Here is a 26,767-nt window from a genome sequence, read left to right on the forward strand (position 1 = left end):
GGCTTTACTTTCCGCTTCATACACCTCCGTTACCAGTGGTGCATGGGAAGGTTAGGAACAGTCTTGGACACCAGACTGGAGGAATCGGTTCCTCGCTCATCTTTTGGAAGCTTTATATATAGGGGCTTCCAACCCTTCGTGCGCCATCGTGTCGCACCCAAAACGGGGAAATTGTACTCGCTTGGAACTGATGCTAACCTCAACCCTATGGAAATCAGTTGTTTTGACAAATGGCATACCTGTATTTATCACTGACCGTGCCTCTAACCCTGATTCGGTCGTAAGAATATAAGTATTTTTTACTAGCTGCAACGGGTAGGAGCTAACTAGGGCAAGGCATCCACCTAGAGACTGAAAAATATAGATTACTTTTAAAAAATAACTTACAAATATTTACTTTATATAATTAAACATTTCGTCATCGCCCTTGAGAGGGATGTTAGATTCGATGCGGAAATTACTGAAGTTTGACAAGCAGTCAGGATTTTACTTTTACAAGAACGACACTCAGTTCATAAGTCAAATAGCAGAGTAACGATTGTCTTGTCCTTATCTCATTTTCGTATCATCAGAAACTAAGTAATATGACAGTTAAAAGAAGGCTCCTTTCTATCGATGGTGGCGGTATTCGCGGTATTATTGCTGCTGAAATTCTTGTCCAAATGGAAGACGCACTCAAAGCCCATAACTCCAAATGGCAGCGCCTTTCCGACTATTTCGACTTCATTAGTGGCACGAGTACCGGTTCGATCATAGCCGCAGCTTTAGCGATAGGAATGCCCGCCCGCGAAATTTTAAAGATTTACCAAGATCAAGGTGAAGCAATTTTCTCGCCAGCGAACTATTCTGACAAAGACCTTGATCAACTCCTACAAACCTTTGGTTTATCAGGCTATTGGACACTTGGTTCAATAAGTAATGCAATTAAATGGTCTGGTAATAAGGATAGAGTTTGCCAAATGTTACTCACCAAATATAATGGTGAAAATTTAGAAAAGGCACTAAAGGATAAGAATGCCCTTGGAGACATAACTTTAGGATCTTCCAGTTTAAAAACCAACTTGATGATTGTTACTAACAATGTTACCCGTGGACAAACTTGGTTCTTTGTCAACAACAACGTTAAAGGAGTTCCTAATAAGAAAAGCAAACATTTAGATATTAATGCCGATATTCCGCTCTGGAAAATCGTGCGGTCTAGTTCTGCCGCTCCAACCTTCTTCTCGCCCTTTCCCTTTGAAGATACTTCTCAAAAATCAATACCGAAATATGAGTTTATTGATGGTGGTGTAGGTTCTTACAATAATTCATCGTTTCAATTATTTCTCGAAGCGGTTCACCCCAATTATGGTACAGGTTGGGATTCTGGCGCTGACAACCTTTTGCTGGTTTCAATTGGGGCAGGATTTGGTTATGCTAAGATCACCCCTGGTAAAGCAGTAAATAAAAACAATGCTGAATGGGCTGAATATGTTGTAGGTAGCTTAATGTCCGAAGCAAATCTACAGCAAAATCAACTTATTAAGTTAATTAGTAAACAAAAGTCTAAAAGTAATTCTAATTCCTTAGAGAATGGAGATTCATTCAAAATATCTAATGAGGAATTATTGACCTACTGCCGTTTTACAGTGTCCTTTACAGTAGAGCGATTTAAACAATTAATCAAGAAACATGGTCTTGAACTCAAGGATGAAAAAAATAAACTAATTCAGTCTGATGAGGACATAGAAAAGCTTATCCATAAGTTGGAGCAAATGGACTGTGTAGACCAGAAGGATAACTTAAGTGCTGTTGGTAAAGCAGTCGCTAAAGAGCAGTTCGATCTCAGTTTATTCGAGGGTTTCCTTGAGGATGAAGTAATTTATCCCCAAACAGAGAAAGGATTGTCAAAGATCGGCGCATAACATCAAACTTCTTGACGCTCAAATACCAGCGTACATTCGGTCTACTACACTCCTCCAATATACAAGCGTACAATTTTCTTGGGTGCGATCGCGGAAAATCCCAAGCCCGAATTTTAGAGTGCGACCGTCAATCGCTTGAAGTCGCCCAATTTTGATGCTTTGATGCCCCGCTCCTTGAACATCATTCTATTAAACTAATTTTCAATCATGGCTTGAACAATGACCGGGATGTCTGCGGCGGGCCACGCCATTGCACGAAAGTTCGCCGTATGCCTGTTGAGCGCTTGCCGAATTCTTTCATGCTGTACCCTGTTAAATCAAGACATCCAGGGATATAGCTTCACCCGATTACAATCTTGTTGATCGCGCTTCGCTTAACATCTGTTTAAACAACATCAAAGCAAAGGTCTGACTGTAAAACATTCAGCCGCAGGTCAAACCGTAAGCGTGATCGATGAATTGAAAAGATTTTGAGGCTCTAATTACACGTAATAGCCCAAATGTGTAACGCAACTATATATGTGACGAATGGCGCTCATTGAGGCGATTGCCTGATTTGTTACCTTTAGCACCGGATTGAAATTACTCTAGCGTATATACTGTGTTTTTTTCTGAATCATTTGTGAGCAAGCTTTTTAAGACTTGACGATCAAAGTCAGATCCACTTACAAGTCAATAATTCAGCAGTGTGAGTTGTTGAACTGCTAATGAGTAAGTTTTCTGGCTAATTCAACGACGATGGCCACCAAAACTTCTGGATCGATGGGTTTGGCGAGGTGATGTTGAAATCCGGCGGCGATCGCAAGATTTTGATCGAGTTCTCCAGCATAAGCTGTTAAGGCAATAGCAGGAATTTGTCCGCCTTGTTCAAGCCCAAGAGTACGAATTTGGCGCATTAGCATATAGCCATCCATCTGTGGCATCCCAATGTCACTAATAATGATGTTGGGAATGAATTGAGCGATCGCTTGCAGCGCCTCAGTTCCAGATGCAACAGCCGTGACGATCGCCTTATGTTGTTCTAAAACAAAAGCGATGAAGTCCCGCGAGTCCGTTTGATCATCGACGACTAAAATGTGAATGCCGTTCAAATCACTATCCTGAACGGGCGATCGCTCCAAGGTTGGTGCTTGAGTTAACCCAGGAGCAAGTGGAATTTTAACTGTGAATGTGGCTCCTAGTCCAACACCAGGACTGTCTACTGTGACTGTTCCGCCATGCATTTCCACAATTTGGCGCACGATCGCTAATCCCAAGCCAAGTCCGCCAAATTTGCGGGTGGTTGCGCTATCTTCTTGGTGGAAATGCTCAAACACGTAGGGCAGAAAGTCGCCAGTAATTCCTTTTCCAGTATCGGTAATTTGAATTTGAGCATGATTTTCAGTTTGAGATAGGGCAATCGTGACTTGTCCGTTATGATGTGTAAATTTAACGGCATTCGACAGCAGATTCCACACGACTTGCTGCAATCGCCCTGCATCTCCGATTACCAGTCCTAGAATGGGCGAGACAATCGTCTGAATTTGGATTGACTTGGCTTCTGCGGCTAGCCGAACTGTTTCCAGCGCGGCCCAAATTACTGCATTGAGGTCAATGGATGAGGCTGATAAGCTCATTTTGCCACTCAGAATCCGAGAAATGTCCAGTAAGTCATCAATGAGTTGCACCATTAGCTGGGCGTTGCGCTTAATTGTGGCGATCGCAGCATTCGTTTTTTGGGCATCCAGCTTTCCTTGCTGCAACAGTTTTGACCATCCCAGAATTGGATTCATGGGCGTTCTCAGTTCATGGGAAAGAACCGCCAAGAACTCATCTTTAATGCGATTACTTCGATCTAAAGCTTCGGCTCGTGCCTGTAACTGTGCAATTAAGCACGAACGCTCTAGGGCAGCGGCTACTTGATTGGCTACTGTTTGCATGAGTTCGAGTTCGTCGGGCGTAAAGCGATCGCGTTGACGAGTTCCCAGCCCTAGTGTACCTAAGACGCGATTGCCCACGATTAACGGATGACTAGCATAAGCTCTGATACCGATTGATTGAACTGGAAGGGCGAGTGCATTGGTGGTTGAGAGCGCATATTCAACGATAGCTGGCTGGCGATGTTGTACCGCATAACCACATACACCCTGCCCTAACTCCAAAAATTTAGCTCCTAAAGCAATGTCTTCGGTGATACCGCCATAGGTATTAAGTTTAAGGTGCTGCTGGTCTTCTTGAAACAAGTAATTAAAGAAAACTTCCAGTCCCAAATAAGTCGAAATTTTTTCAAACAAACTGGCTAAAAATACCTTGGGATCTTCGTTGAGCAACAGATCGTTGGCAACTTCTGAAAGCAGCTTCAGCCGTTCGTTGCTTGCTTTCAAAGTCGCTTCAATTTGCTTGCGATCGGTGATGTCTGCTAATGCTCCAGGAAAAGCAATCGGTCTGCCATCAGCAGCATATTCAACTCGACCGCGTGCGGCAAGCCAGCGCTCCTCGCCTCTTGCCGTATAAATGCGGTACTCACTAACATATTCTTCCCCGGTTTCAATCGCCTGGTTAATTGCGGCGACCACTCGTGGACGGTCTTCTTCGTGCATGGCTTGCACAAATAGTTCGATCGGCAAACCCGTCGTTGCTTCCACAGGATCAACGCCAAACAATTGAGCAAAGGCTGCATTCACGATTACCAGATTCTCAGGAATCTTCCACCGCCACGTGTAAATGGCTCCTGCTGCTAAAGCGGACTCCAATTGCACATGGGTTTCCCTTAAAACAGCTTCGGCTTGTTTGCGGATGTCTACCAGTTTTAAAGTTGACTCAACACGAGCCAGTAGTTCGCGAGCCGAAAACGGTTTGATTAAATAATCATCGGCTCCGGCTGCCAGCCCTTCTACACGAGCCTCTTCGCCCGCCCGCGCTGATAGCAAAATCACGGGCAATTCTCTAGTTTGGGGGTCAGCCCGCAGTTGATGTAGCAACTTAAACCCATCTAGTTCCGGCATCATCACATCACTGAGAATCAAATCCGGGCGATGTGCCTGGATTGCAGCCAAAGCCGCCATGCCATCGGCGACTGCCTCAACCTCATACCGTTGACTCAACAATCGCCGCACATAATGGCGCATCTCGGCGTTGTCATCTGCCAGGAGAATACGGGCAGAAGGAGCAAAGGAGGAAAGGATCAAAGGAGCGGAAGGTAAAAACACTGTATCAACACTACCTTCTTTCACCATATCTCCTCTGCCCCCCTGCCCCCCTGCTTCTTCCAAAAGCCAGCGCGAAGCTTCTTCAAGGTATGGTGTGGCGCTGAATGTGTTTGATGCCATAGTCCCAGAGGCACTTAACCGTTCTTGTGGTAAATGCGCGCACCCAGTTGGAATAGAAACCGTAAATCGGCTGCCCCGTCCTAAGACGCTGGTAACGCTGATAGTACCGCCATGCAACTTCACTAGCTCTTGCACGAGTGATAAACCAATTCCAGAGCCTTCAAAACTTCGTCCCTGTAACCCTTTAACTTGATAAAACCGTTCAAACAGGTGCGAAATTTCAGCTTCTGGAATGCCAATTCCAGTATCTTCAACGATTAAATTAACAGTATTATGATTTGGCTGCAACCGAACAGTGATGGTTCCCGTCAACGTAAACTTAAAGGCATTAGATAATAAATTAAATACAATTTTCTCCCACATTTGGCGATCGATATAGATTGCCTCTGGCAAGGTCGGACAGTCGATCGCGAACTCCAGACCAGCCCGTTCGGTCAGCGAGCAAAACATACTAGCTAGCTCTGTTGTCAATGCGGCTAAGTCAATCGGTTCATAGGATGCTTGCATTCGCCCTGCTTCCAGTCGCGAAAAATCAAGCAGCGTGTTAACTAATTTCAGCAACCGGAGTCCGTTGTGCTGCACGAGTTCAAGGCTATCGCGCTGTTGGGGCGCTAATGGGGTTTGAGTGTCGAGTAACAAGTCTTCGAGCGGATTCAACATCAGTGTTAAAGGCGTGCGAAACTCATGGGAGATATTGCTGAAAAAAACAGTTTTGGCGCGATCAAGTTCTGACAATGCCTCATTCGCCGCTTGCAGTTGTTCGTTGACCTCTCGTAACTCCTGCGATCTAGCATAAATTTCCATCTCCATTTGGTCGGTGCGAGTCTGGAGTGATTGATTCAACTGACACTGTTCATTTCGCTGCTGCTGCACCCGTACAAACTCGGTGACATCTTCGACTCGGTGAATAATGTGTGTCATCTCACCGTTTTCATCAAAGACTGGTGAGTTGGTTGGTGTCCAATACCGCTCCTCAAAACCACCGCCTTCTGATTCCGGGCGGCGAATGTCATACTTTTGCACTACCATTGTGTGAGGCTGGCGATGCTTGAGTACGCTTTCTAGCGAGGCACGCAAATTCCGAACTCCATTAGCATTTGGATCGTCAGGATTGTCTGGAAAAACCTCGAACAAATGGCGACCAACGACCTCTTCTCGTTTGGTTTTGGTCGCCCGAAAGTAAGCATCACTTCCCCCAACAATCACAAAGTCCAGTGAGTGGACGATATACAATCCCGGTATTGATTCAAATAAGGTTTGAAAATTCAGCATCTGTTCCCCCGGTCACGCTTCGCCAAAGTAATCGAGCAGTAGGGATTTAGCACCCGTTCGATAGGCTTCAATAGGTGAATCTTTCAGTTGGTTGAGCTTGGCTTTAATTTGCTTGAGTGCTAAGGGTAGTGGCTTGGCTCGATTATTTTCCCAACGATTGATCGTCACCAGTGTCACCCCCACCTCAGCCGCAAACTGCTCCTGTGTTAGTCCTAACAATTGCCTCAGTTGACGCACTAGTGCTGATGCGTCAACCTGACGACTGCTATATAACTTTGATGTATCTACCATAATCAATCCTTTTCTATTTAAAGAATGATAAGTCACTTGACCCATTATTTATCAAAAGGTACAGATGTTGACGTTGTAGTAGCAATCGTGCAAAAATTAATCCGCTTTCCTGTAAAGCAAACAGGACAAACATTCTAGCATTCACTAAACATTGCCTAGTTTGATTCCTTGTATGCAAAAACATCCAATAAATAAAATGCCCAGCCCTTCTCCTTCCCTACGGGACGCTAGCGCGAACGGAGACGCTAACACGAACGGCTTAATGCAGTTGCTGGGAGTAAATGAGCAGCTGATTCTATCCAAGATGTGTCACTCGCTTCACTCCAATTAAAAATTAAAATTGGGGGCTTGTACCCTAAATTAATTAAAAATTACTTATTATTTCTTACTTTTTGAATTTTAAAATTTGAATTGTTCGGTTACGGTGGTGGAGCTAAAGAACAGCATCGAAAGGAACGCGATGCGCTACACCTCTTTGAGCCATTACGTGTAATTACTGCCTATAATATATTATATTGATATAACGTGATTGCTTTTTTGGCTTTGAGCCGACAACCGTGTAATTTTGGTTTATTGAGAGTATCTACTCTACTCTGCACTAGAAATAAATTTGATCTGCTGAGGCTTTCCCCTTCTTCACCCTCGGCTTACACTCTAAAAACCCCTCTACTTTAGAAGAAGAGAAAAGCCAAGCCTCGGTAGCAGCTAGCTGAACCTGTTTAAGGTGCTGTAGTGGCTCGGCAGGTCACAGGTGACGAGCGATCGCTTCAGAGGCTCTCCCCCAAACCGAGGAAAAATCTGCTCCAAACACTTTGTCCTTTAGAGGTTGAATCTCCTTGTGTAACATCAAATACTCCTTGCTGCGGGGCAAGAATCTCCTGCATATTAAAAGCATGAACCGCCTGAGCTAATAGGAACTTACAATCTATATCAACACGAATTTGTTGCAAGTCTAAAGTGGGTAAGGCTGAACTCGATGACACGGATTTGTCTCAACGTAATTTAATTCTCACTGTAGAATAGTTAACGCACTAAAGTCCCGTTGAGCATTGAGATAAATGAATTCGCAAAATGAACTCCTAAAACAGCAGTTGATAAAAGCGATCTCTTGTCAAAATCTGCAAGAAATTCAAAAAATCCTAAACTTAGCACAATTAGAGGATGAGACAATAATCCTCAAAGAAGCTCTTGTGCAAGTAGAGTATGCAAATTTTGTTTGGTTCTTGCAAGAATATGTAGGTGAGGAAAGTTATAAGCAAGCCGTAAAGGATGTATCGACAAGCATGACTCAAAAACTAGTTAAAGGAGGTTTTAAGCCAGGGGTTGATTTCAACTTACACCCAGATGGTAGGATGTTGGCATCAAAGGAGGCGAATGAATATTTAGAAAATTATCATTCTAAACAACTAGAAAGTAGCCAAATTTCTGTTGTAGCTCATGCACTACCAAAGTCAATGCAAATGTTAGAGAAAGCTTTAGGTGTGCGATTTTTTGAGAATCTTGGGAAGGTGGCAGCTAAACGTTTAGCGACAATAGATGATGCAACAGCCAGTATTTATGGTCTATGGCTGATGCAAGGGATCAGTGGTCGTCATCCATTACTGGAAAAAGATTTTTGTGACTGGTTCATGATTGAGATTTGTGGTGAGCGATTGTCAGCGTTAGCATCAGCCGAGATTCAAGACTTGGAGTTTAATGGCTTAGTTGTATTTGAAGATTTGTTGATGGCACTGGGCAAAACAAATGTATCGATAGTGAAAGAGAGCGACTTAACCCTTGAAAATTTGCGGTTACTAGATAAAGTTTGGACGGGAGAAAATATGCGAGTGTTTGAATTAATTTCCATCTTGGAAAAAGATGACGAACAGTCCTGTAGCTAATTGTCACTGAAATGAGAACCGTAGTAAAAAATAGTAATTATCTAATAACTTGAGATACTGTGCTTGCATTATCCACGCATTGAGTGAAGCAGCCGAAGACGGACATTGCTATTTACCACAGCCAGAACTCATTGAGAAGGAGAAACCTTTGGAGTCCGACCGCTCTATTGTGAGAAATGCCGTCCGGCTCAACCTCCCAAGCACTTGAAAGTAGTCCCTATAGGAAAGAGGAAACCCAGAGCGATGAACTACAAGAGTGGGAAAGATATTGAAGGGTGAGTTGTTGTTTTAAGGTTTTGAGCGATCGCTCCTACTCCTTGACTCATTAATCGCATAAATGCCTGTAATGTTCACGGAGCATAGCTTACAGCTTATCAAGTGTATCATTCCTTTCTAATGGCTCACCTGTTCTCTGGCTCAAAGAAAAAAGGTCTTGGCGATCAGGTGATGGGTGGCGATCGCCGCAAAGGAATCTTAAAAACCTCGCTGAGTTTTTAAAAGTTGAACTTGCTCAGTGCCGAATGACCAATGACCAATGACCAATGACCAATGACCAATGACCAATGCCCGATCTAAATTTTCTTGGGTGCGATCGGTCGTTGGCGGAAAAAGGGATTTTAACGACATCTCTGTGAACGAGACAGCAACTCAAAGAGACTAAGCACCATATCAAAAAGCGCTTGTAGCAATTGCGTCAGGTAATCGTGATTAGAAGCGTGCCATTCGGCTCAAGGTTAGGAGCGATTGCTGTTACCTAGCTTCAACTGGTAAAGAGTAACTCTACTGTTGTTAATCATTCAGGAGTTGCAAACTGTGCAAATACCTCGTCCCCTGTCAGGTTCTTAGTTTCATTGGCAAAACAGTAATATTTGGGCTTTTCATCAATGAATACCTGATGATCGAAAATAAGACCTTCAGAACTATCGAATAGTCCAACAGGCACGAAATACTGGTTATTTTGTTTTAATCTATAAAAGAGATGGCTACCACACTGCTTACAGAATCCACGTTCTGCCCACTGTGACGATTGATAAAGCCCAATATTTTCTTCACCAGACAAGCTGACATCACTTTTACAGTCAACAGCTAACAGAGGCCCTCCGCCCCAATTGCGGCACATACCACAATGACACGCCCCCACATTTTTACTCATGCTAGCTGTGGAAAGGCTTACTGCTCGACACAGGCAACTACCTTTTGCAATGCTCAGGTTAGACATATTGTTTCCTCCGATTCCATGCAGGCGCTCAAATTGTCACATTTTCCCTATTTAATACTGGAAATGCCAACAATACATAGTCTACAGGCTTACCAGCTAAGAAAGCCGTTTCAGTGTTCTATTTTGATGCTTGGTAATCTAACCGCCATAAACATTCATTTTGTTCAAAAGTAACGGTGATTACATAAAAATATTGATTTAGCCTACGCCAAGTGATTGTCTAGCCATCTGTTTATATTCATCTAAGCCTGACTTGAGCGCAAATTCTGCGATGGCTATGGGATAAGAAGCAGCCAGTTCAATCACTTGTTCTGCCATCTTCGACCAAATACGTCCACCCGATGAGGCGTATGCTGATATCAGCTTATTCAAAGCGTCTTCACCAAAAGTGCGGTAATGGGCGACAAAATCACGGGCTGGGTCAGTAACGGCTGCCTCAGTCCAGTCAATGAAGCCAGTTACCTGTACTTGGGCATCAATCAAAATATGCCCAGCGTGTAAATCACCATGAGTTAACACTGTTTCTTTCGTCCAAACCTCATCCTTTTGGAGCCAAGATTGCCAACGGTTCCACAACTCTTCACCAACACCAAACTCATTCTTCACTGCATCCATCTTCTGTTTCATCGCCGCACGTGCTTCTTCAGCGGTTTCAATGGGAAGACCAATTGCGCGTGCTTGCTCAATGCTAACTAGATGAAGAGAGGCAATCCCCTTAGCTAGCGATTTATGAAACTGGTCGGGTGGATTTGCTGGATCAATTTCCCACACATAAGCTTTTGCTTGAGAGTCAATTGTGCCTGTTGGCACACCGTTTAATGCCCGGTAAACAATGAGTTCATCTGTGCAAATAGTCCATTGTGGCACTTCCACATTGAGAAGAGGGGCAATCAGTTCCAGCGTGCGTTTTTCCTTATCTACCGACGGTAGAACATCCTCCCGCCGAGGAAGACGCAAAATCCAGCGTTCTCCATTAGTGTCCCTTGCTAACACAACTTGAAAATCAAGACCCGATTCATTAAATTGCAGTGAGTCTTCTTGGATAGTCAAATTATGCTTGTGGGCTAGTTCAAGCACTTCCTGCTTTGATTTTGTCTTTTTAATCATGTCTTCTTACCACTACGCATCAAGAATGCTGAATACTGCTGCACAACAACTGTTTAAAAGGAAACTTTCTGCCTAATCATCCAATACGGGTGATTAGGTGGAAATACGTCAACCTAATGAGTAAGAAGTAAAGCCTGCATTTGTGCCGGGGAGAAGTAATAAGTAATGAGTAAGAAGTAAGAAGTTTTTACTCATTACTCATTACTTATCTTCTGCTCCATCAAACGCCTTGAGAAGAGTGAGAAATGCGGGTTCCTACCTCAGCCCATCCTACGCGCTTGAGTGCAAACGACATTCTTATCTCGGTTTGCAGGTTGCGGTAAGTTCAACATTGTAGAAAGTCCCTGGTTTGGGATTAATTGAACGCAATTCTTGGATAAAAGCATTAAATCTTGCATTGCTGATCCCGAAGCCAGCTTCAGCACAAGCAGATAAACCTCCTTCAATGGGAACAGGAGATCCAGTCTTGGGACTATATACAATGAATTTATCGACGGTGCTAGTGCCGACTGCAAACCCGATAATCTGGCGAACTGTTCGCAAAGCAGCATTATCTAAGGAACCACCAATACTGCCAATACTGATATTAACTGCACGACTATTAACCGCAGGACTTTCAGCCACAACGGGCGTACTGATCGACAATACTGCCCCGACAATCATCAAACAGGTGAATTTCAACATTATCCTCTACTCCAAAAAATTGAAAAACTAATAATTAGGTTTCGACATGGATGAAGTACATTACAGATGCTAGCCATTTGAAGATTACTTCTGCATTACGTCTTTCCTTTTCTGAAATATGTTAATTTCTTAAAAATTCTTTATCAAATCGCCTTTGCAGACCCTGGCTGTCTAATTGGTGAGGATGTTTGAAAAGCTCAAGATAGTTACAGTTCGCCATTCTGAGCGTCACAAAGTAAAAGGAAGAATCCTAGTTTTTCGTTGCTCTGGGTTGGCTACGTTACTTTTGATACAAAACATACTTTTCAAACGTCCTCAAAGAGAGTAGAGAATTTCATGCAATACCGAATAGCAATGATGACGTTAGATATTGCTCTGATTAAGGCTGACCAAGAAAGTCTCCTTTGCCAAGTTCGACACCGCAGTGCCTAAGAATGTCATAGGCTGTTGTGACATGGAAATAAAGATTTGGTAAAACAAAATATAGGAGAAATGGCATTCCTTGAAAAGAGAGAGTGTTGTCACGCATCTGTAGAGTAATTTCTCTCTCTTCTGAACCGTCAATTTGCTCGGGTTTAAACGTATTTAAATGAGAAATAGTTTTTTGAATGCGGTCAATAAGTTGAGGAAAAGTAGTTTCATTGTCCTCGAATTTAGGTGGTTCTATTCCTGCTAACCGTGCAGCACCTCTATTTACTATATCAGAGGCAATTTGCACTTGTTTTGATAACGGAAACATATCTGGGGATAGACGACTATTTATAAACACAGAAGGATCTATTTTTTTAGTTTCCGCATAAGCAGCACCTTTTTCAAGAATGTTTGTAAGATTATTCAGTGCGCGAATAGACACGGGTATTAAAGTTTGGTACATTGAAATGGTCATTGAGATTTCTCCAGAAAAAGTTCAAAGGACTTTCAGCCGCCCCATCTAATATTAGGGGGTATTGACTGTGATGTTGTGTCAAAGAATATGGAACCGGATTTAGTCACAGATCCAAAGATACTAAATGTTTTGAACGAACTTATACAACGGGAGCCGATTTTTCATCGCCCAGAATTGGGGACGAAACGTGCCGACTTTGAGCAGATGACGGAAGCCACATTTTGGGAAGTGGGTGCGTCGGGTCGGCGTTACAGTCGGCAGTATGTGTTGGATGAGATGGAGAAGCGGTTAGTTCTTTTTGCTTGGGAGGAACTGACCTTTTAGCGATCGCTTTCTATACCCAACTTTCTCACACCATCCACTGGGGCGCATCTGTCACCAGTTGAGCAAATATGTCATACCATTTGCCATGTCATTTCCTGTCCCGCCCCCAAAGGTACAAGCCCAGATTCCATAAATGGAACTTCATCAGGAATGCGCCAAGTCGTTTTGGACAAGGTAATTCGCTCGGTATTACGCGGCAGTTGATAAAAATCTGGGCCATAGAAGCTAGCGAACGCCTCCAGTTTATCCAGGGCTTTCACGCTTTCAAATGCTTCGGCATACAACTCAAGGGCGTGCAGAGCTGAAAAGCATCCCGCACAGCCACAGGAACTTTCTTTACTGGTGCGGGTATGGGGAGCGCTATCGGTACCTAGAAAAAACTTCGGATTAAGCGATGTTGCCGCTTGCAACAAAGCCTGACGATGCTCCTCCCGTTTCAAAATGGGCAGGCAATAAAAATGGGGGCAAAGGCCGCCTTTGAACAGGGCATTACGGTTAAACAACAAATGTTGTGGCGTAATTGTTGCTGCGATGGTGTTGGCAGACAGGACATACTGCACCGCATCGGAGGTGGTGATATGCTCAAGCACCACCCGTAGGTTGGGAAATCGCTGCTTGAGAGGGATTAAATGTCGCTCGATAAACACCTTCTCGCGATCGAACGTATCAACATCATTATCGGTCACTTCCCCGTGCAGTAATAACGGCATGTCCACCTGCTGCATTGCTTCAAAGACGCGATCACGCTTTTGAATATCCGTCACACCGGAGTCTGAGTTGGTCGTTGCACCTGCTGGGTAGTACTTGACCGCTTTGATAAACTGAGATTCTTTCGCCCGGAGAATGTCGTCGGGGCTGGTGTTGTCGGTGAGGTAGAGCGTCATCAATGGCTCAAACTGTTGGCCTTCTGGAATGGCGGCGAGGATGCGATCGCGATAGCAAGCCGCATCTGCCACCGAGCGGATAGGGGGCTTCAAGTTCGGCATGATGATCGCGCGGGCAAACTGACGCACCGTGTAGGGGAGAACCGCTTTCAGTGCTGCACCGTCGCGCAGATGCAGATGCCAATCGTCAGGTCGGGTGATGGTAAGCTTTTGCATCCTTATTCTTTTATTTAATTACGCAAAAAATGAATCTGTCTGGGGTGAAAGTATTTGATGTTAATTTTCATATAATTCAACCACGGGTAAACCTTTTTTGGGAATACTACTGAGAAAGCGCTCTCGAATTAAATCTAATTTATAGTTAAAAATTAAACTTAATATGCCAAATAAAACTGGTATAACAACTGTGTTTATAGGAAGATTAATTACGATTAGTAGCAACGCTAAAATCGTCAATCCAAGCGTCAAATTTTGACAAAAATTTTGGACTTTATCTATCAAAACTAGAGATTGCCGACAACTAGGGCAATGTTTTGTATGTCTGTGCCAGAGATCATATAATTGCTCATCATTTAATTCCTGAAAAGGTGCTTCTGCTACTCCCTGCCATACAGGTTTACCACCGGCAAACTCATCTAGCCATTTCCGAAAAGTAACGATGCCAACGTCAGCTACTGATGGCATAAAATATGACTTTTGCCAAGTTATATTTTCCACAGATTCGTTAACAGCTTGGGAGTGCATCATTGATAAATCTTGGTTACTCAACTTATAACTAGATGAATGTTTTAACCCAGTTTGTAAATATTTGGGCAGAAGCTCAAACCAGAAATTACGTTTTTGTGGAAGGTCATCAGCAATAAATTTACCAATCTGTTTACAATAACCAGGTTTACTAGGTATAAAATATAACTGAAATAAAGCGGATTTACCGCTAGAATATTTGTAGATTGTTGTATTAGAACAAGGTGGAGTAAACTTCCGAGTTGCATCCATATCTTTGTTAAAAATATTGTAACCAGAATGCTTTAAAGTAAAACCGTCATCAGCAGATATTTCTCCCATTACTCCAAAATATTGTATTGGGATGGCTCTGTCTGGAGAAAATCCAGCAATTCCTTCATGCAAAAATTGGGCGTGAGAAGGATCAAAACTACTTTCAACAGAGATAATATAATCAACAGGAACTTCTGACATAAACCAATCGCTTAAAGAGCTATCAAGTTGAGATTCTGGCATCAGGGCAGGTTGCTTTGAAGCACTATCTTCAAAAGCAGTAGGACTATTATCTGCCCAGATCCATAATAATCCTTGTAGCACTTGAGTAGGGTATGTTGTTACTTGTGAACGCTCGCTATTACAAGCAGTTATTAAAGCCTTTTCATCACTCAACATGGGAATATTTGTACATTTCCCTGCCCCATCAAAACACCAACCATGATGACGACACATTAGGTTTCCATTTTCATTGATACTTCCTAAAGATAATTGCGCCAATTTATGGGGGCAAGTATCATCCATTACTACCCAATTTTGATGTTTGTCTCTCCAGATTACTAGCTTTCTTCCAAGCAAAGTGATGGGAGTCGGATGAGAGGGTTCTAGATAGCTGACGGGAGTTATTGGATACCACTGTTTAGTCCAGGAGAAGTTAGTTATCATCAAATTAATTAATGTATTCAACTTTTTAATTAGGGTGGCAATCTTGTAAAGAAAGAATCAGCATTACAGCCTTTAATGTGTAGTTTAAAGGATAAAATCAACTTACCGTACCCGTACACCCAATTTCTTTAAACCCCCACCAACCAATCGCACACCACAGACCTACACTCGTCAATAAAGTTAACCCAAACCTGCCATTGCCCCAAATACCCATTCCAGTAAGGCTCACCATCAGCAACGCCGACAGCCTGACCAACTGTGGAGATTAGCTCACCGTAGAAGGAGCCAATACTGTCCAAACCCTGCTGCAATTTCAGTTTCAGCCCCTTCCAACCGTGGGTAGCAGGACTTTCGACCTGATTTAATGTTTGGGGAATGTCATGTGATATTGTACCAGTGACTTGTGTTGGGAACTCTATATTATTAATGACTGACACCAACTCACGATTTAATGCTTCATCCCGATTTAACCACTGGCGAAAAATCGAATCACGCTGATCATCAGGCGCAACAAACCGATAAACGCACTCCCGATTTTCACGCTTACCCAACCGACCAACATAGTCCAACTTCAAATCAATTTTGGCAAGTAACTTCTGAGCGATCGCCACGGGAGTAAGTTTTTCCGAGATACTAACATTCAAGTAATTCTTGATAACGTGCCTATGCGTTACAGCCAGTGCCTTAAACTCCACCATCTTCTCGTCACTACCACGCAACTGAACGTCTGGTGTAAGAAACTGCAACAGATTCAGATTTTCGAGTAATAACACAGCAGGTAATAACTGCCCCTTGTTAAAATCTGGTTTCCAAATCGAATTCTCCCCTAATTCCAACTGCGCCTTAGCCCGTTTTGCATCACGGTTGGTCAGAAATTCCCGCCCCAGCGTCAAATAGTAGTGCATCCGCAGTTGAGGATACCAACCGTCGTCATCCTTCTCGACAAGCTCAGGGGTTACGTCAACTTCGTAGCGACGCGACAATTCAGCCTTGCGCTGCTGGTGTCGCTCGGTTTTCGTTTTCGCCCTCGCGTCAAGGAGCTTCTTGAGTTCGGCATCAGAGATGGTTGGAGAATTAGCGATCGCTTTACACTCAGCAGTATACAATTCTTGACTTGCCGCCTTAACCGACTCGATTACAGCCCCGCTCTCATCATCTTCAGCATCCAAGGCATCAATAACGGTGTACCCATCTTCGACCAAACCCGCAAGCACAGATTCCCGATAGCGCCGCATCTCTACGTTAATCACAGAACCACGCTTACCCCAAGTCTGCAAAGATTCGGGCTGAAAATTCTGATCAACAAAGCTGTAGTCGTCATTATCCGCCGCCGACAACAACGCAATGTTAGCCTGTGTTGCGACGTGTTGGCTTCTCAACAATCCTCCAATGGTAGTGGAACCATTCCCCACAACGCCCATACCCCACTCTCTGACCCAGATATGGCGGTCAACAGTTTCCCGTAATCTTGCCAACATCTGCCGCACAGAGTTAACCGGCTGTACTCCCTGAAAAATCCCCCAAACACCATCAAAATGTCCTCGAATATCGATGCTGACTCCAGTTTCAAGACTTGGAGAAGCGATAACCAGATCATACTGGGTTAGAATTTCGTTGAGATGAGCGATACAACCGAAAGCTGCATGAGATGGATCAGCAACGGATTCACTGTCAATTCTCAGGATTCGCAGGTGAGGGAACTTGCGGCGAAAACGTTCTTCAAGCGCTTGAGTTCCCCATTTTGACTTGGCTTTCTGAGCAGAGCAACACAATAAATGATGCCCACCTTTAGCAATGGCTTTATCGAGTGCCGCAATCAAATTTTTCGGGTTGTTGCCAGAGTAGTTGTAACAGTTGCCAGCTACGTGCCGATAGTTGTTGACGATTACAAAGGGGTTAACCCGATATTCTCCAGCGAGTGATAAAACATACTTCACATCAGTATCTGAGACATCGGCGCTTGAGAGATAAATCTTTCCCTGACTACTGCCCAAAACATTCTGTACCAGTTGTTTGAGGTTTTTGAGAACGGATACCCGACGTTTCTGCACTTCAGTACCAGAGTTGAGCAAATGCCAGAATACTTGGTCGCACTCGTCAATAATGATGACATCATTCGCCCAGTCATTAGGGTTGAATCGCGCCTGACTTTCCTGATGCAGCGAATCCACACACACGCCATATCCTAATAATGCACCTGTTTCATTCGTGCGAACTTCTGTGACATAATTCACTCCAAAGCGATCGCATAATGCCTCACCAAGTTGAATCCGATGGGTGATTATTAATACCCGTCTATCTTGGTCGTGTGCTTTCGCCACCTCAGTTGCCAGCCATTCAGTTTTACCAGTGCCTTTAGGAGCCTTGAGGATAATTAGTTTTTCACCTTCGGGGACGAGAAGCTGGCCCAAGAAACGTTGGTTGAGTGCGATCGCTGGCGGATAAGTCAGCAGAGTGAACAGCTTAATCTCCCACAACTCCAGTGCAACGGCAGTGTTGTAAAGTGCGTCAAATGCTGGCTGACTGTGAGCAACGATAAAATCATCGACCCCTTTCTCTGCCCCTAACGGTAAATCAATCACTCGCAGCGAACAGCCTTCATTTACCAGCAGCCGTCCCATACGACTGATAGCGGTTCTGACTCGCTGGACTGTTTCAGGTTTGTTGTCTTGGTCAAAGCAAATGTTAACCTGTCTCCCCTGTGTTGCAAAATGTTTCAAGTCGGGAATCAGAAAGGGTTTCCCGATGGCAGTACCGTACTCATCCTGGGGTGTGCGGTATCCTGCGTTAACACCTGGAATTGCGATCGCAGCATAGCCAGCAGTCAGTAAGCAAGCAGCTTTTTTGACTCCTTCGACAATTGTGACTGGTACGTTATGCTTTACAACCCAGTGCCAGAACCCACCAGGATGCTGCAAGTCTTCTTCGGTGATGGGGATACCAGAGCGATTTGAGACTTTCACCCAAATGCGATTCGGGACTATAAGGAAGAAGGCGCGTGTCTCTTCCCTGTAAGGATGCTCGTATTTTATGAACTTGTGGATTTTTTGGCGATCTCTTCGGGGATGGTCAGGTTTGAAACAGCCCCACATCATCAGGGCATAGTTGTTGAGCGGGTCAACTCCATTGCACCACCAGCCGCCTAATTCAATGTGCTGGTATTTCTTTAAATCGCGCGTAGTCGTCCATCATTGCGGCGGGAGATTTTGGGACTGTAGAGGAGATATTCGTAAGGTGTTGTGCCATAGAGCGATCGCACATTCAGGGCAATGATTTCTTCGTCAACGCCACTATTTAACCATTCTTGTAAGTGTAAAGATTGAGAATCAGGTTCGATTATACGCATATTTCCTCTCTTTTTTGACGCATGGAAATGAAGCGGCATTGCACCCATGCCGCCGATTAAAATTAAAGTGAGAGCTTGTGCTGGCTATGAAATCCTCAATAGCCAGCTACAGCGTTATTTCCCGCCTCCTGTGTGTGGTCGAAACGTCAAATTAATTCGCGTGCTAACAACTTTGTTGGTTTTGGGGACTTGGTGCAGATGAGTAGACTGACAGCCAGGGTGCATCACAAGCAAACTGCCGTGTTCCAGCCAGAAATCAGTAGGCTTACCATTTCTCAGTTTGATTTGAAATTTGCGACATGACCCCAAGCTGACTGATGCGATAGCTGGATTTATACCCATTGATTGCTCATTGTCTGCGTGCCAGCCGATACTGTCTTGTCCACTGCGGTATTGATTGCCGATGACTATGCGGAACTTGTAGCCAGTCAGTGCAGTGATTCTGTCCCGCAAGCTAGACAGAGCTTCTGTCCACCATAGTGGTTTCAAAAACACGCTGTTTGAGTAAAGATAGTCACATCCGGCATCACCATAAATGCACTCAAGGCGCGGGACGGGCATAGTTTTACCCGCAATTCTGATTTGATTTTGCTGCCACTCCAGTTTCAAGCAGTGTTGGTAAAGTTCGTTTGCAAGTTCTTGGCTTAAGAAATCGGGATAGTAAGTAATGGGTAAAACTGGGGTTGATTCAGCGAATAAATTTAGTTGTTGCATGGTAGTTTTCTGCAATTAAAGAACGTGTGCTGAAGCAGTTGCTGTTAGTTCTATTTGGTGGAGAATACTTCACGTTTCTTGAGATACTTGCTCCCAATACTCAATGACAAAATCATGGGCTTGCTGTAACACTTGGGGGAGTAAAAATAACGGGACTTCCCAAGCCGCAATAACGCTACCAGCAAAACATTCTGCTAGTTCAACCCGAATACATTCTGGTAAATTGCTCATCTTAAACTTGAGCGAATGATCTTCATTTTCTGGTAGCTGAACAAAAAAATAATCGTCGTGCATAATATCAGCAACAAGACCGTATTTTTCTGCCAAGGTTTTTCGTAGACTGTTCATAATGAAAGGTTGAGTTAGGTAGGGAATTATTGAGAGATGACTTTTACTATTTCGGGCAACCACCGCAGTTGAAAAACAGTTTGGTTTGAGGATTTGGCGACTGCGGGAACCATGCGACCCCATTGCTTACCAGATTCAGTAGGACGATAGGGAATTTTCTTGTCCAATGTTCTGTATTGCAGTCCCGAATTTAGTAAGCAGTGGTTAACAGCCCGTGCAGACATTCCCACTACCTCACCGATTTGTGTTGGGTTGAGAAATGCGTCCTCTGCAACATTCGTTTGAGCGATCGCAGTCTTAATCTCATCTGCTGCTGGCTTAAGTGCGGGGTTGACAATTGTTGCAGCATTGACTGCTAACTGGGCAGTGAGAGATTTGTCTAGTCCAGCAAATTCCCCCAACATCATTGCCAACTGCGCGGCTTCGTGGGATGGGGCTAATGTATGTGGTGGTTCTTGCTGTAATACTTGCTCTACTTGGGTTGAGAGCATCACTTTCATTAAAGTTCTATTAGCCCAGATGCGGAATTCGACAGAAACCCACCGAGCTAAATCAATGGCGATTTCTGGGTGAATCCAAGTGCTTTGTTCGCTTCCGTATCCCTGGATATCTATCACCAATAACGATATGAGGATCTTCATATCGTTAGAAAGTGCTTGCAAATACTGCTTTGTAGACTTGAGCTTCGTGTAATCAGCCAAGAATTTCCCGTTAGCTTTGCACATCTGACTTGCATTCACGTAGCCCTTGGGTACAGCATATTTACCTATTTCCCCATCTTGAGGCATTTGATTAATTTCTGAGTCGTGCCAAAAATGTGTCAACATGATTCATCCCCTGGGTATTGAACAAATAATTGATTCAGGCATTCACGCGCACCAAACTTTTTTCACCAACTAATGAGAAACGATTCGATATAGTTGGTGTCTTAATTAACGTTGGCGACATCAATTCAACAAGGTAAAACCAAGAATTATGCACCAGCGCAATCCCCAGAATCAGCCGTTGTTTTGTCCCCTTATCGTGAGAACAGAGGATTACTCTTTCGCCCAAAAAAAAAGCAGGTTTATGCACGTTAATGACTTCTAATTCACCAGTGCCGATGATTTGGTTTTGTGTCGCGTGGAGTATTTCTTTTCCGCAGTCAATTGAATAAATCCAACATTCGTGTTTCCATTGCATTCCACAGCAATAGCCAAATGTTCTCGTGGTTTTGAGGTATACCCTCTCCAGTAAATTAACTGCAACAGGTGGAATTGTCTGACCCCAAGGCGGGGAGATATACCAACTTGTTAAGAGAGCGTTAATGTGGTCAATCATGCGAGTTTCCCCACTAAATATTCAATAGCGTCTTTATCAATTGCAGCAATGCGGTTCTTAAGACGTTGAGGTGGATTCTGGAGAAATCGTTTTAAGTCTTTGCTCTTGATTTGGTGATATCTCCCGGAACGTCGGGTTGTACGAATCCAGCCCTTCTTTACCCAAGTCCAAACAGTAGCTGAATTGAGTTGCAATACTCTGGCAATTTCGCAACAGTTGTAGTTATCAAGAATTGGACGTGCGGAGTATCCTAAAAAGCGCAGTTTGTTTTGAATAGCTGATGTTGAGCGTGTGTATCCTCTTCTCTTTAGCCGATACGCTATTTGTTTAACAGTGTAAAGGCAAGCCATTTCTTCAACGATTGCTACTTCTTCATTAGTCCAGTTTGTATACATCTAATGACCTCCAATATTTATGCAGATTTAGCATCAGACTGTCCTTGTACAATCCGAGCGGTAATAGATTCAAAGTCAACTTGAAAAATGTTCATATCTGTGGACATTTCTCCAGTGTTGTAGCGGTCTACTATGTGTTGCTTAATTGCGGATTGATTCAGCCCATCAGGGATATCGATGTGAGCTTCGCTGGTGATTTTTTCAACTACTGTGACAATGACTTTCATAGTTTTTATTCCCATCTAATTAATTGAGGATTCAGAAATAAAACTTCTTCTGAATCCTGCATGGTTATTTACACTGCCCCAGTCTTCACTGCTTGCAACTGTTGCATCCATCCGTTGATTGCCGTTAATTCATCCGCACCACTAGCGACAGCATCAATAACTTGGTTTTGATAAGAAGATTCAGCATGATTGGGATAGTCGCACTTATCTGCTGCCCAAGCTAAACACATGGTTTTTACCAATTCATTAATCTTGGTAATATGAAGTAGACTTGGGCGGTCAACATCCTGAAATTGCAGCCACTCTCTGACCAAATCAAGGGGATAATCAAGCAAAGTGCGAATATTTTTTACTCGTAAATCCTGGGTATGCACCACTTGAGGAACTACGCTAAGTTTTGATGGGGCCAGTGAGAGTTCTGAGATGGAGCTTGAAGTTCCACCCAATAAAGATTGAATGTCACGAATGATAGTTGCCCAATCCAAATCTCTACTCCATTCCCTGTAAATTTTGGTTTTAGTCGTAGCATCATAAAGATTACAGAAAACCGTGTTTTCGTCGCCAGCATTTGCAACAATAATCATTGGCTTAGAAAAATCCTGAACTAATGACGCAGCGAGAAGAAAGCTTTTGGCGAAGTTGGTTTCAACACCAGTTCTTATGATGTAAAGTTCATCAGCACTGACAACAATATCCAGCTTCAAGTTGTCCTTGCCTTTGAATTCTTTAGTCGTGAGGCGCAGTTCTGACAAATATCCAGTTAATGCCCTTTGGGTAACAGGAATTTTCTTCTCTTGGCTGATATTAAACTTGTACCAAACGAATGATTCCCCGTCTACTTCTCCCTGATTGACAAATAAATAGATGGGTTCGGGAGGGTTGCATAAACCTAGTTTAATTTCAGTAACCATGTTCACCTCACTTAAATTTCATGGATTAGTAGTCTGTATGCAATAATGAGAATTCTGTAGCGGGAGAAAAACTTCCGTGCGTTCGCCAAAAGGAATGCATTACTTTTGGTGAACGCTTTTGTATTAGGCAGGAGTTTCTCGATTGCGGTCTAGCTCCCATTGCAGATAGGTGAGCGCAGTTTGAGCATCAGCAACGTTTAAATCAGGTTGATATCCCTCGTTCAATAGTTGTTTGTATTCGCGGTGTTCAGTAATCTGGATGATTAGAGTCTGGGCTTGTTCAACTAATTGGTAGAGGTTGGGGTTAGACATTTCTATGCCCAGCCGTGAGCATAAATCTTCTGCTTTCACTCCCATGATTCCTGGCTCAATCTCGGTTTCTAGCTCTTCAAGTAGAGATTGAAAATTTGGGTGTTCATCGTTGATTTCAATCTCAAATAAATCTGCACTCTGTGTAACTACAGTTGCCCAATCGGGTAAAGTTTGTGGAATGGTCTTGGCGTAAAGTTTCATATCTGCTTCTGATTGTTTCGTCAGCTAAAAATCTTCAGAAATTTCCAATAAAAATCCGCATCCAGTGTTTTGCACTTGTACCCGTTTTTTATCAAGCAAATATTGGATGATAGTTTCTGAGAACTGAATGCGGTGCAGAGGAATAGAACCACCAGAGCGACTTAAAGAGTGCAGTAATCTAGCAGAAGTACGTTCCACGTAGTTGTCAACCGTCTTAGCCATTGCTTGCACCTCTAGCTATTGCGTCTAACTGCCGATTGAGAATATTTATCTGCTGTTGGTAAAAGTCAATCTCTGCGGTAATTTGCGTGAACAATTCCTGTGGGGAGAGCGGTTGGATTTGATTCTCTTGCAAGTACGATATCTCGTCAGAATTCTTGTTAGGCATCAATACGTAACGCCAACCATCATTAAATTGTTCAGCCAACTCTGTACCAGAGGGATAGTAATAAAGTCCCAAGATGATGCCCTGTTGTGTACGCTGTTCTAAGTTAAAGCGAGGATAGCCCCAGTGTTGGGGGATTACGATTGTGGGTTGCATAGATGAATAGGTGAATGAAGGGACAATGAAGCTCTTGAGCAGAGGAGCGGAGGAGCAGAGGAGAGATTTGTACAGATTCTTTCCCCTCTGCCCCCCTGCCTCTTTACGCTGTAACTAACTCCGTTCTCTCCAGCAGTCGTTGCAATTTATCGCCAGTTAGCTGTTCTAAGGGTTGGTCTAAAAAATATTCATCAGAAATGGATTTGCCATCAGTAGACACATCCACTATCGACAATGAGCGCACAGCATCAAGCACCGAGTTAGAATACTGCTGCTGGACTGAATAACGCCTCTTCACCCACCAGTTACCGTTAGTGCATCCGACTTGCCCCAGTTTCACGCCGTTGTTGTAAATGCCATCATCGAGAATTTCAAACCCGTAATTTTGGCACTCGTTGAAGATATGCGCCATGATTAGGTTCTCAGAAGTCGGAAGTCGGAGGTCGGAAGTCGGAGGTAATTTAGTTGTGTCTTCCAGCTTTAAGATTTCAACTTTATCTTCAGACAGTTTTTCCACTTCCGACTTCCGACTTAATACTTCCGACTTCATTGAATGATGCCATTGGATGAAGCGATCGCAACGTATTATAGTGTTGGCACGGAATACTTCTGTATCGTTGACTATGACTACCCAGGGTTGCGTTAAGTGGTTGTCGTCATGGCTAATGCTAGCTATAAGTTGATTACCAGCGTAATATTCGTGATCAGAAAAGGAGATTTCGACTATTCTGAGTGGTTCAGGAGCTACGGCTTGGGCTTGGTCAGCGATGTAGTTGTTGAGTTCGGCTTGGGCGAGGGCTTGGTTGTCAACCTTTTGAAGCTTAGTGGATTGATGGGTGATGATTGCGTTTACCCAGGTTTGGGCCGCTCTTTTGTCTCCGGTGGGTGTAACGCCTAATTCGGCAGCGATTCTTTTGAGGCGGGGGAGGTTATAGCGGCAAAGGGCTTGCTGAGTGTATTTGGGATAAGTCATAATTAATATTCCTGCCTCGACAGGGGTTAGGTTTTCACAAAGGGCGATCGCTTCGTTGTCCAGACGGGGGCGGTCGTCTTTTGTTATTCCTATTCTATCAACTCGGAGTAGACAAATCAACTGTTAGGCGACATTTTTTTGTAAAATAGCCAAAAGTTCAGATGGATCAATGTATACAGCCGGAAATAGCTGCTTAAAATCGGCATCAAGAGCATTGCAGATAGCCACGATTAAATCAGTTGAGACGGCCTCAGCTTTGCCTACCTCCAGCTTATGAATATACTGGTAAGTGCAAGTTACACCATTATTGTTAACTTTGTCGGCAAGGGTTCGCATGGGAATCTCACCACGTAAAGATTGTAAGCGTTTTCCCAGTTCAGAACTCCATTTTAGTCTGTCAACGGAATCGAGAGAAATCATCAGTTTACTTTTATCATTCTTACTCACATTGTAATCTCCCAGTTGACGTAAAATAGCTTGGTGACTACTACGAGTTTAAAGTTTCATCAAAGCTGGAAGAATATGAACCCACAAACTTTACAGACAGCGATAAACGGTGCAACGAATGCCTACGCCGGACTGCACCAAGCCATATATAAACTGCGACACCGTTCAGTTAACGAAGCAAAGCAACTGCTAGCGCGTAAAAATGCTGTGCTGGCGACGGCTATAGCTCCACAAATACACCTGGGATTTTTAACGCGGTAGGTAAGCTTATACCGCTTTGCTTGTAATGGACATTTTATACACGGGAATGTAGAAACAATGCCAAAGCTGACAAAGCAAAAAGGATGACTACCGCAGATGCAAATATATATGTAAACAAGTTAAGGAAAAACCCCAACCTTAGTAAAAGGTTTGGGGAATTAATATCAATTTAATTACACTTCCATCATGGCACAACTCGATATTCGTTCAAGTGCTGTTCAGCTAGGGGTGGAATAATGGCTAAACCACCCTCGAACCGTAACAAAACCACTTCTGTCGCAAAGAGTGATTCCAAATCACCCGCTAACTCTGCAAATAAGGATATCTCCCTTCAAGAAAACCCAGGTTCCGCAACGATTACGGTTACTGCTGTTGAAGTAACAGAGTTGACCCAGGAGGAGCAAAGTGATCGCCTACTCTTGGAAAGGAAAGTGGAACGGGCGTTTTTTGAAGCGGGGAAGGCATTGGCTCAATTACGCGATCGCAAATTGTACCGCTCGACCCACCGCACATTTGAAGAGTATTGCCGTGATAGGTTTGGTCACAGCCGCCGCCAGTCTTATCTTTTAATGGATGCGGCTGTTGTTTTTGATAATTTACTTGAAAAATGTGATCCATTGGATCACATTTTGCCAACTAACGAACGTCAAGTTCGACCAATGACAAAGCTTGAACCCCAAGAACAGCAGGAAGTGTGGGTAAAAGCGGTGGAGCAGGCAGGGGGTAAAGTGCCGCCAGCTAGAATTGTTAAAAACGTAGTGCAGCAAATAATGGAACGCACCCAAGCACCCAACACTTACCAGTTAGGAGAAGTTTGCCAAATTCTCGCAAAGGACAACCCCGAACTCAGAGGCAAGGGTGGCTGCTGGGGCATCGTAAACCATGTGGGCCAATTCAGTTGCACTGTTAGAACCTGGGATGGCGAGTATACAGTTGGTTTGCAGCACCTCAAATCTTACAATTACCTGCCTGTGGAGTGTCAGCAGATGCAGGTAATTTGCGATCGCATCAATAGGCTACGAGAAAATGAGAGCTTAGAAGATGCCCCAAGTGCTGTGCTGAAGCATCTGGGGGAACTGAAGCGGCCGTATTTGACTGCGGTGGAGGAGAAGTTGTTGAGTTTGATAGAGCAACAATACGGAATCACGGATTGACGCAGCCTGTAAAAAACTCAATAATAGATGGATACTCTTCTTATGATTCGGTGATCAGCAGCTTATTACCCTGCAAGGGGAGTCAAACACTGATAGAAAAATTTAATAGGATAGGATCTAATATTTCGTTTCCACAAACTATTATCCTGCAAGGGGGTTGAAACAACTTACAGACTCTAGGAAACTTAAATACTTG

Annotated in this window: 29 protein-coding genes; 6 read left to right on the top strand and 23 right to left on the bottom strand. The window is 43.7% G+C overall.

The window, feature by feature from the left end:
- On the top strand, window positions 1-255 hold a 255-nt coding region (locus ACWATR_RS34810), incomplete at its 5' end, for a hypothetical protein (protein ID WP_460343325.1).
- Window positions 256-584: 329 nt separating this feature from the next.
- A complete protein-coding gene (locus ACWATR_RS34815; protein ID WP_460343328.1) occupies window positions 585-1,904 on the top strand; it encodes a patatin-like phospholipase family protein in 1,320 nt (439 codons plus the stop codon).
- A gap of 704 nt (window positions 1,905-2,608) precedes the next feature.
- Here ACWATR_RS34815 and ACWATR_RS34820 read toward each other — a convergent pair.
- The 3 genes from ACWATR_RS34820 to ACWATR_RS34830 form a co-directional block, all read right to left on the bottom strand.
- On the bottom strand, window positions 2,609-6,484 hold the full coding sequence (locus ACWATR_RS34820) for an ATP-binding protein (RefSeq protein WP_460343331.1): 3,876 nt from the start codon (window positions 6,482-6,484) through the stop codon (window positions 2,609-2,611).
- Window positions 6,485-6,496: 12 nt separating this feature from the next.
- Window positions 6,497-6,775, bottom strand: a complete 279-nt coding sequence (locus ACWATR_RS34825; protein WP_460343334.1) for a helix-turn-helix domain-containing protein — start codon at window positions 6,773-6,775, stop codon at window positions 6,497-6,499.
- Window positions 6,776-7,542: 767 nt separating this feature from the next.
- The gene (locus ACWATR_RS34830; protein WP_460343337.1) at window positions 7,543-7,758 is read right to left on the bottom strand and encodes a hypothetical protein; all 216 of its coding nucleotides are present in this window, start codon (window positions 7,756-7,758) and stop codon (window positions 7,543-7,545) included.
- Window positions 7,759-7,833: 75 nt separating this feature from the next.
- On the opposite strand from ACWATR_RS34830, the gene ACWATR_RS34835 reads away from it, so the two are divergent.
- Window positions 7,834-8,655 carry a hypothetical protein gene (locus ACWATR_RS34835; protein WP_460343340.1) on the top strand — a complete coding sequence of 274 codons (822 nt, stop codon included), beginning with the start codon at window positions 7,834-7,836 and terminating at the stop codon, window positions 8,653-8,655.
- A 793-nt stretch (window positions 8,656-9,448) separates the two neighbouring features.
- Here the strand turns inward: ACWATR_RS34835 and ACWATR_RS34840 are convergent.
- From ACWATR_RS34840 to ACWATR_RS34855, 4 genes are all read right to left on the bottom strand, one after another.
- On the bottom strand, window positions 9,449-9,874 hold the full coding sequence (locus tag ACWATR_RS34840) for a GFA family protein (RefSeq protein ID WP_460343343.1): 426 nt from the start codon (window positions 9,872-9,874) through the stop codon (window positions 9,449-9,451).
- A 198-nt stretch (window positions 9,875-10,072) separates the two neighbouring features.
- Window positions 10,073-10,981: a macrolide 2'-phosphotransferase gene (locus ACWATR_RS34845; protein ID WP_460343346.1), complete on the bottom strand. Its 909-nt coding sequence runs from the start codon at window positions 10,979-10,981 to the stop codon at window positions 10,073-10,075.
- Window positions 10,982-11,278: 297 nt separating this feature from the next.
- Window positions 11,279-11,665 (bottom strand): hypothetical protein, encoded by a 387-nt coding sequence (locus tag ACWATR_RS34850; protein ID WP_460343349.1) that lies wholly within the window; start codon window positions 11,663-11,665, stop codon window positions 11,279-11,281.
- A gap of 379 nt (window positions 11,666-12,044) precedes the next feature.
- On the bottom strand, window positions 12,045-12,551 hold the full coding sequence (locus tag ACWATR_RS34855; protein WP_460343352.1) for a DUF1993 domain-containing protein: 507 nt from the start codon (window positions 12,549-12,551) through the stop codon (window positions 12,045-12,047).
- Between the two features lie 75 nt (window positions 12,552-12,626).
- Here ACWATR_RS34855 and ACWATR_RS34860 point away from each other — a divergent pair, with 75 nt between their 5' ends.
- The gene (locus tag ACWATR_RS34860) at window positions 12,627-12,875 is read left to right on the top strand and encodes a hypothetical protein (RefSeq protein ID WP_460343355.1); all 249 of its coding nucleotides are present in this window, start codon (window positions 12,627-12,629) and stop codon (window positions 12,873-12,875) included.
- Window positions 12,876-12,946: 71 nt separating this feature from the next.
- Here the strand turns inward: ACWATR_RS34860 and pyrC are convergent, their stop codons facing one another.
- The 16 genes from pyrC to ACWATR_RS34940 all read right to left on the bottom strand — a co-directional run bounded on the left by pyrC (window position 12,947) and on the right by ACWATR_RS34940 (window position 25,156).
- Complete coding sequence (gene pyrC, locus ACWATR_RS34865) at window positions 12,947-13,975, bottom strand: dihydroorotase (protein ID WP_460343358.1); 1,029 nt, start codon at window positions 13,973-13,975, stop codon at window positions 12,947-12,949.
- A gap of 60 nt (window positions 13,976-14,035) precedes the next feature.
- Window positions 14,036-15,421: an aromatic ring-hydroxylating dioxygenase subunit alpha gene (locus tag ACWATR_RS34870; protein ID WP_460343361.1), complete on the bottom strand. Its 1,386-nt coding sequence runs from the start codon at window positions 15,419-15,421 to the stop codon at window positions 14,036-14,038.
- 128 nt (window positions 15,422-15,549) lie between these two features.
- Window positions 15,550-18,384, bottom strand: a complete 2,835-nt coding sequence (locus ACWATR_RS34875; RefSeq protein ID WP_460343364.1) for a plasmid replication protein, CyRepA1 family — start codon at window positions 18,382-18,384, stop codon at window positions 15,550-15,552.
- Window positions 18,385-18,587: 203 nt separating this feature from the next.
- Window positions 18,588-18,767: a hypothetical protein gene (locus ACWATR_RS34880; RefSeq protein ID WP_460343367.1), complete on the bottom strand. Its 180-nt coding sequence runs from the start codon at window positions 18,765-18,767 to the stop codon at window positions 18,588-18,590.
- 114 nt (window positions 18,768-18,881) lie between these two features.
- The gene (locus ACWATR_RS34885) at window positions 18,882-19,481 is read right to left on the bottom strand and encodes an alpha-ketoglutarate-dependent dioxygenase AlkB family protein (protein WP_460343370.1); all 600 of its coding nucleotides are present in this window, start codon (window positions 19,479-19,481) and stop codon (window positions 18,882-18,884) included.
- Window positions 19,482-19,550: 69 nt separating this feature from the next.
- Window positions 19,551-19,829, bottom strand: a complete 279-nt coding sequence (locus tag ACWATR_RS34890) for a hypothetical protein (protein ID WP_460343373.1) — start codon at window positions 19,827-19,829, stop codon at window positions 19,551-19,553.
- A gap of 26 nt (window positions 19,830-19,855) precedes the next feature.
- Complete coding sequence (locus ACWATR_RS34895) at window positions 19,856-20,656, bottom strand: KilA-N domain-containing protein (RefSeq protein WP_460343376.1); 801 nt, start codon at window positions 20,654-20,656, stop codon at window positions 19,856-19,858.
- 34 nt (window positions 20,657-20,690) lie between these two features.
- Entirely contained in the window at window positions 20,691-21,149 is a 459-nt protein-coding gene (locus tag ACWATR_RS34900; RefSeq protein WP_460343379.1) for a DUF1392 domain-containing protein, read from the bottom strand.
- On the bottom strand, window positions 21,146-21,544 hold the full coding sequence (locus ACWATR_RS34905) for a MerR family transcriptional regulator (protein WP_460343382.1): 399 nt from the start codon (window positions 21,542-21,544) through the stop codon (window positions 21,146-21,148). The genes ACWATR_RS34900 and ACWATR_RS34905 overlap by 4 nt, the downstream gene beginning before the upstream one ends.
- Window positions 21,545-21,561: 17 nt before the next feature.
- Entirely contained in the window at window positions 21,562-21,771 is a 210-nt protein-coding gene (locus ACWATR_RS34910; RefSeq protein ID WP_460343385.1) for a hypothetical protein, read from the bottom strand.
- Window positions 21,772-21,839: 68 nt separating this feature from the next.
- Window positions 21,840-22,682 (bottom strand): hypothetical protein, encoded by an 843-nt coding sequence (locus ACWATR_RS34915; protein WP_460343388.1) that lies wholly within the window; start codon window positions 22,680-22,682, stop codon window positions 21,840-21,842.
- Between the two features lie 123 nt (window positions 22,683-22,805).
- On the bottom strand, window positions 22,806-23,195 hold the full coding sequence (locus ACWATR_RS34920) for a hypothetical protein (RefSeq protein WP_460343391.1): 390 nt from the start codon (window positions 23,193-23,195) through the stop codon (window positions 22,806-22,808).
- Window positions 23,196-23,219: 24 nt separating this feature from the next.
- The gene (locus ACWATR_RS34925; protein WP_460343393.1) at window positions 23,220-23,417 is read right to left on the bottom strand and encodes a hypothetical protein; all 198 of its coding nucleotides are present in this window, start codon (window positions 23,415-23,417) and stop codon (window positions 23,220-23,222) included.
- Window positions 23,410-23,736, bottom strand: a complete 327-nt coding sequence (locus tag ACWATR_RS34930) for a hypothetical protein (RefSeq protein WP_460343396.1) — start codon at window positions 23,734-23,736, stop codon at window positions 23,410-23,412. Before ACWATR_RS34930 ends, ACWATR_RS34925 begins: the two co-directional genes overlap by 8 nt.
- A 103-nt stretch (window positions 23,737-23,839) precedes the next feature.
- On the bottom strand, window positions 23,840-24,709 hold the full coding sequence (locus ACWATR_RS34935; protein WP_460343399.1) for a hypothetical protein: 870 nt from the start codon (window positions 24,707-24,709) through the stop codon (window positions 23,840-23,842).
- A gap of 123 nt (window positions 24,710-24,832) precedes the next feature.
- Entirely contained in the window at window positions 24,833-25,156 is a 324-nt protein-coding gene (locus ACWATR_RS34940) for a hypothetical protein (RefSeq protein WP_185583087.1), read from the bottom strand.
- A gap of 75 nt (window positions 25,157-25,231) precedes the next feature.
- Here ACWATR_RS34940 and ACWATR_RS34945 point away from each other — a divergent pair, with 75 nt between their 5' ends.
- Window positions 25,232-25,417 (top strand): hypothetical protein, encoded by a 186-nt coding sequence (locus ACWATR_RS34945; protein WP_460343402.1) that lies wholly within the window; start codon window positions 25,232-25,234, stop codon window positions 25,415-25,417.
- Between the two features lie 236 nt (window positions 25,418-25,653).
- Entirely contained in the window at window positions 25,654-26,571 is a 918-nt protein-coding gene (locus ACWATR_RS34950) for a hypothetical protein (RefSeq protein WP_460343405.1), read from the top strand.
- Window positions 26,572-26,767 lie beyond the last annotated feature (196 nt).

The organism is Nostoc sp. UIC 10890 (assembly GCF_054786515.1).